The sequence below is a fragment of the Hymenobacter profundi genome, assembly GCF_019334315.1.
Lineage (GTDB): Bacteria > Bacteroidota > Bacteroidia > Cytophagales > Hymenobacteraceae > Hymenobacter > Hymenobacter profundi.
In genome coordinates this window covers 1-5,645 of record NZ_JAHWGL010000169.1, presented here as the reverse complement: position 1 = coordinate 5,645, position 5,645 = coordinate 1, and the positions used below count along the sequence as shown (strand labels likewise).

General features: G+C 53.7%; 7 protein-coding genes. 4 read left to right on the top strand and 3 right to left on the bottom strand.

The window, feature by feature from the left end:
* A partial coding sequence (locus KYK14_RS21415) for a hypothetical protein (protein WP_219161701.1) occupies positions 1-223 on the top strand: 223 nt, incomplete at its 5' end.
* A gap of 211 nt (positions 224-434) precedes the next feature.
* On the opposite strand, the gene KYK14_RS21410 is transcribed toward KYK14_RS21415, so the two are convergent.
* From KYK14_RS21410 to KYK14_RS21400, 3 genes are read right to left on the bottom strand one after another with little or no spacing between them, the layout of a single operon-like run.
* Positions 435-1,043: a hypothetical protein gene (locus KYK14_RS21410; RefSeq protein WP_219161700.1), complete on the bottom strand. Its 609-nt coding sequence runs from the start codon at positions 1,041-1,043 to the stop codon at positions 435-437.
* Between the two features lie 25 nt (positions 1,044-1,068).
* The gene (locus tag KYK14_RS21405; protein WP_219161699.1) at positions 1,069-2,061 is read right to left on the bottom strand and encodes a relaxase/mobilization nuclease domain-containing protein; all 993 of its coding nucleotides are present in this window, start codon (positions 2,059-2,061) and stop codon (positions 1,069-1,071) included.
* Positions 2,058-2,435, bottom strand: coding sequence for a ribbon-helix-helix domain-containing protein (locus tag KYK14_RS21400; RefSeq protein WP_208309535.1), 378 nt, complete (start codon positions 2,433-2,435; stop codon positions 2,058-2,060). Before KYK14_RS21400 ends, KYK14_RS21405 begins: the two co-directional genes overlap by 4 nt.
* A gap of 1,030 nt (positions 2,436-3,465) precedes the next feature.
* Here KYK14_RS21400 and KYK14_RS21395 point away from each other — a divergent pair.
* The 3 genes from KYK14_RS21395 to KYK14_RS21385 form a co-directional block, all read left to right on the top strand.
* The gene (locus tag KYK14_RS21395; RefSeq protein ID WP_219161698.1) at positions 3,466-4,419 is read left to right on the top strand and encodes a replication initiation protein; all 954 of its coding nucleotides are present in this window, start codon (positions 3,466-3,468) and stop codon (positions 4,417-4,419) included.
* Between the two features lie 31 nt (positions 4,420-4,450).
* Positions 4,451-4,729, top strand: a complete 279-nt coding sequence (locus tag KYK14_RS21390) for a hypothetical protein (protein WP_219161697.1) — start codon at positions 4,451-4,453, stop codon at positions 4,727-4,729.
* A 654-nt stretch (positions 4,730-5,383) separates the two neighbouring features.
* Positions 5,384-5,645, top strand: a 262-nt coding sequence (locus KYK14_RS21385; RefSeq protein WP_219161696.1) for a hypothetical protein, incomplete at its 3' end; no start/stop codon positions are given.

Sequence of the window (5,645 nt, the reverse complement as noted above, 5' to 3'; positions counted from 1 at the left end):
CGCCCTGCGCCAGGCGGACTTACAGTGGAGTGGCGAGTTGGTATTCAAGGGACTTAGCGCGTTAGGGGGACAACGGTTCGCCGCCGTGGAGTCCCTCGACGCCATGAACCGCATGGGAATTAATACCCTCGTGGCAACCGTGATTCCCCAGACCCAGCTAACCAGCCAGTTTTTTACCAGTATTACCGAGGCCCGAATGTGGGCAACTGCGCCTTTTATTTAGCGCCGACGTTAAACAAAACAGTCCGTCTTACGTCAAGAAATCTATGCCAATCGCCTTACTCGTGCTCATAAGCCTGTTTGTGGGCTTTGCTCTCTTTGTCGGTTTTGCCATTCGTAAACACGCGAAGGAGGTTCTTGCTGCTCAGCAGCAAGAACCGGAACCCGAAGTAAGCACCTCATTAGTATGACAATCCTGAGCTAGTTTGTATCCACTACTGTGCTGGTAGATATTTCGCGGCCACTTTAGGGTAGTCCTTCCATACTTGATCTTCCGCCTGTTTACGGGCTTTATTCTCTTCGAATAGGGCTAAGTAGCTGCGGGCGTACCGTTCTGCTTTTGCCTCCGCCGCTGCTTGTTTACTGCCTTGCCACGCCGCTAAGGTGATAAACAACAGCACCACTCCCAACGAGATCAGCGCCGAGTGCCAGTTGACGAAGCCAAAAAACGGCGCCTCAATCGGGACTCGTTGCGGGATGCTGGCCCGAATCGCTTGCAGCTGCTGCACCTGCGCGGCCGTTTCCTTTACCCCCTTCGCGAGTGTCGCTTGCATCGTGGCCGTGGCCTCGGCCATGATGCGCGCTGTTTCCGTGTTGGTAGGCATATGCGGCACGATTAGCTTGGCCGCCGCCTCCCCGTTGAGGGTAATGCGGTACCCCTGCTGGGCTTGGCTCAGCAGCTGCTCGCCTTGCGCCTTGACCTGCTCCAGTAGCTGGTGCAATTCGGCGGCCGTGGCGGGCTTACCACGTTTGATGAGGGTATCGATCCCGTCGCGCATCTGGGCCACGGTCACAAACAGGTCACTGGGTTGGATTGCTTGCATCACAAAGGGGGAAAGAAAGGGAGAATTATAGCTCTAGGCCGCCGTCACGCTCGCGACGAGGGGGTTGCTGCTTTCGGGTAGCGTGCGTTTGCTGTCGGGCCAGTTCCTGGGCTTGGCGGGCCGCTTCCTGCGCCTGTTGGGTAAAGAGGCGGTTCAGGGCTTCGGCCGCATAGCTCTGCGTAGCCTGGCTCACCACCTGGGCCAGCGCTGGGGCCTGCGCCTGGTGCTGGGCAAAGGCCTTTTGCAGGTTGCCGGCACTGAACGCCTTGCCGACCTCGCTGCCCTTCATCTGGTGCCCGTCCTTCTCGAACACCACCCCGTACACCGCTGGCCCGCTCTTTTTCTGGTGCACGCTGGGCTTTACGGCAATACCGTAGGGCGTTAGGCGCGTTTGCAGCTGCTCGAAGCTGGCCGAGTAGGGTGCGGTCTGACTCAACGCATTGGCTACCTCATGCCGCGCCCGCTGCCAATCCGCGGCGCGCTCCGCTTTAGGGGTTGCGGCCACTGCCTGCCGGTGGGTGGGGCCGACCTCGCGGGCCTGCTCGCGGCCCCGCTGCTCGGCCACCGTCAAGCCCAACTGCTGCTCTAACCGCTGGCACACGCGCCGGCTCTCCTGGCCAATGAAGTTGTCGGCGATCGTCTGCCCGTCATTGTCTACCCGGTTTACCACCAGGTGCGCGTGGGGGTGGGCCTTATCAAAGTGCTGTACCAGCGCCCATTGCGTATTTTCTAGCTTCATCGCCTGCACGTAGGCCCGCCCGGCCTCGCGTAGCAGCTCGCTCAACTGCGCGGGGCTGCGGCCGACTGCATCCTCAGCCGGCAGGGCCAGCGCGACGTGTAGCACAGCGTTGCCTAAGCCGGGGCGCTGCGCCTGCTGGTACTGGAAGTCCTGGGCCATGTGGGCAGCGCTGTCGGTGCGTACCCCCTCCGCGTCGAGCACCTGCGCTTGCTTGTCCTCTTGGAACACGTAGCAGCAGATGCCGCTGAAGTTCTTGCCAATTTTCACTTTGCCAATCATGGGGCCGTGGGGGAAAGAGCGTTCAGCAACTGTTGCACTTGAGCAAGGGTCGTGCGGGCTTGGTCCTGTACGTCCTGCCCTACTCGGGCTTGCACGATGAGCTGATTTAAGTTCGTCGCCAATTTCACCAACTGCCGGTACTGTTCTCGCTCCTCCGGCGTCGGCTGGGAGCGCAACACCTGTACGCCAGCCAGTGCGGCCCGAATAATATCGGATCGACTACGTCCTGTTTCTATTGCCTTCTGATCAAGCTCCAGTAACTGCACACTATTGAGTCGGATCTGAATCGTCTCGTCGTAGGTGAACAGGGCCTGGGGACGACCAGGAGCACGCTTCTTTTTAGGCGGATCAGAACTGGAATCGGACGAAGACATAGCAGTAAAAAGCAAGTTAGGCGAGGGCTCCCCGCAGGGGCAAGAAGAGGGAGGCCGGAGGCCGACCGGGGTTTTTGCAATGCAAAAACACTTCTTGCTTATCGCCCAGACGACCCATTGAACGAGCTTCAAGGTACGACTTCGGCAGCACATGAGCAAGCGGGTAGCAGTACAGGAATACTCGGGTAGCATCTGCTATCTTCGCCCCACTTGCACGGTTGTCACCCCGCCAACGCATCGTCTGAAAAGATGAAGCCCCGGCAGGGTCAGAGCTGCCAGGGCTTCAGGAAGTGGGTGGTTCGCACACCCTACAACCTGTCAGTTATGGGAAAACGTGCAAAGGCGAAACCAGCTAGCATGGCCGGTTGGTTTCGCATCCCCCTCGAGTTGCTGAAAGCAGCCGTAGGGGGAGCAGTTCGAGCGGTGATTAGTCACTGGCTCGGGCATCCGTAGGATAACGGCGATCAGGGTTTCGGCTCTGGTCGCCGTTTGTGCTTCTACGCAAAGCAGAGCACCGAGGACACAGCGAAGATACAGACTTTGAGCAATGCGTTGTACTCGCGTAGCCCCCTCTCCCCTACTGCCCCTGTCTTCCCACGCCCAAAAAGGCACATAAGCATAACAAAAGCGAATATAAACTATTGATTACTAGTTATATAGTTTATATTGAATATTTGCAAGTTACTGGCTTACAGGACTTTTGCTGTTTTTGTTTGCTTGTGGGCTATCCACACGATTTGAAAGCTTTTTCCTCGCGCGAAACAGCAATTGTTGTATTTGTATCTATTTGTTCTATTTGAGGGGGCCATAACACACTATAAATCAATAATTTACATCACTTAAAAACGGGTTTTAGTGTGTTTAAAACGGGTTTTAGTGTGTTTAAAACGGGTTTTAGTGTGTTTAAAACGGGTTTTAGTGTGTTTTAAAACGGGTTTTAGTGTGTTTAAAACGGGTTTATAAAACGGTATTTGTATTAGATACACGTTATTGGCGTATAATTGCAAATGAATCAGCTAAATAGCGTGCTATGAAGACGGAGTTAGAAATACGCCAGCACAACGCATTGACTAATGCCCGATATGAATACAGTGAGTTGCAACTAGACCTATTCTTTTTCATCATCTCTAAGCTGCGTAGGGATGACAAAGACACGATCTATCAACTGGATATCATGGAGTTATCCCGCTTGACAGGCAAACGATATAATGGGGCTTATCTACAAAAAGCCACGGCTGATATGGGCTCCCGTATGCTGGAAGTTGAAGATGCTAACGAGTATCAGCAACTGTGGATGTTTCAGCGGATTCGTTACCTCAAAGGACAAGGAATCATTGAATTTGACTTAACAAAACACGTTTTACCCTACCTATTTGAGCTGAAAAACAACTTCACCTCTTATGAATTAGCCGCTGCGCTGCGCCTCACGAGTAAGTACGCTAAGCGTATCTACCAGTATTGCAGCCAATGGAAAGACTTAGGGGAGACTAAAAAGTATGAGATTCTAGAATTAAAGCGAATGCTGGGCCTAGTTGATGATAAAGGAACAGACAAAATGCCCCGTATAAGCGATTTCAGAACTAGCGTTCTTGACATTGCCGTCAAGCAGATCAATGAACACACCGAGTTGAGTATAAGCTACAAGCTCGAAAAACGTGGTAAAGCATTCAAAAACGTTGTTTTTACGGTCAAACCCCAAGCTTTAGCCGAGACCATTCCCTTCGACTTAGTGGCCACGGCTGAACCGCTACCAGGTATTCAACAACACCATTACGACAACGCTGCCCGCGTCCTCGACGAGCTGCGCATCACCGATGCCAAGCACCGGCAAACCATCCTGGCCAGCGCGGCTCACGTCGCGGAGGTCAACCGCTATAACCACGACTTGAAAACGGGTAAAATCAAGCCCTCTCGCAATCCGGGGGGCCTGCTGCTCGTGCGCCTGGGTCTAGTTGCTGCCAAAACCCCGAAGCCCGTTGCCTAATCGTTCTGGGCAGCTGGCTTGCCTCTCCTGTATGCGCCATAAAATCTATCTCGAACTCGTCGTTCTCAAACCGGAAAACGCGGTGCACCTCACCGAGGCCGAACAGAATGCCATTCCGTGCCACTTTTTGCTCGCTCAGGAGGCCGAGAAGCGCATGATGGTCATAGAGTACACCCCGGGGTCTGAACATGCCACCAGGGACAGAATTATTGCCATTCACCTGCGCGCCTATTCCCGACGCTATCAAATCCTCAGCTACCAGGTCTTCGACGACTTCGTGCCCACTCTACCGGCACATGTCGTTAACTAAGCTACCTAAATAGAATTTTAGGGGTAGTAAGGTAGTCAACTTCTTTCTCGTTGGTTTCTGGGAAAAGTTGCTTAACATAATGTACGTTCTCGGACTGACCTCGGAATTACCCAGTTTCTACGCTCTCTTTCTCGCTAGCTGCTAGCTGTATTTTTTTAAGAGCGCACAGGGAAGCGCACAACGCCTCTATACGTTGCGCCATCAAGTCCTGTACCTGCTTCCAGCCTAATGTACCACACACGTACTGTGCGTATAATGCGAGTACTTCCGTACGCGGTTCTATCCCACGGGCGCGTACGTTTCGCAGTGCTTGAGCCACAACAATGGCTCTCTGCGACTTCTCTAAGTTACTAGCACTCATATTGCTACCATTAATAAGGTTGAGCTTGGCAGCAAGATATAAATTTTGGCGCGCAGTCACTTACCTATCTTTCTGTACGTCACGCCCTGCGCTAGAGGACTTCGAATAGTTCTTGCGATAGGTGTCCACTTGATTGCGATAGAATATTCCCTGGCGCGTCAGCTGCTCATTCACCTGCCGGATATGCACCAGTGTGGATTGCTATTTTAGGCGTTACAGCAGAAGACGGTTTGCTCCTACTAGCTTTGTGGGAATAGCCTACCTACCCAACTTCGTTGTCCTGTCTGCTGCCAATGGAAACCCTTTTCAGCTCGCCTTACCTGCACATTCACTTGCACCGCACGACTCACCAGACAATGGAGTTGCAGTGGTTGGATTTTGTACCGAGCGCCGATTTTCGGGCCTCGATGCTCGAACTCATGCGGCTGACCCGGCAGCACCAAGCACAGGCGCTGATTGCCGATAATCGGCTCTTGCGCGCCCTGCGCCAGGCGGACTTACAGTGGAGTGGCGAGTTGGTATTCAAGGGACTTAGCGCGTTAGGGGGACAACGGT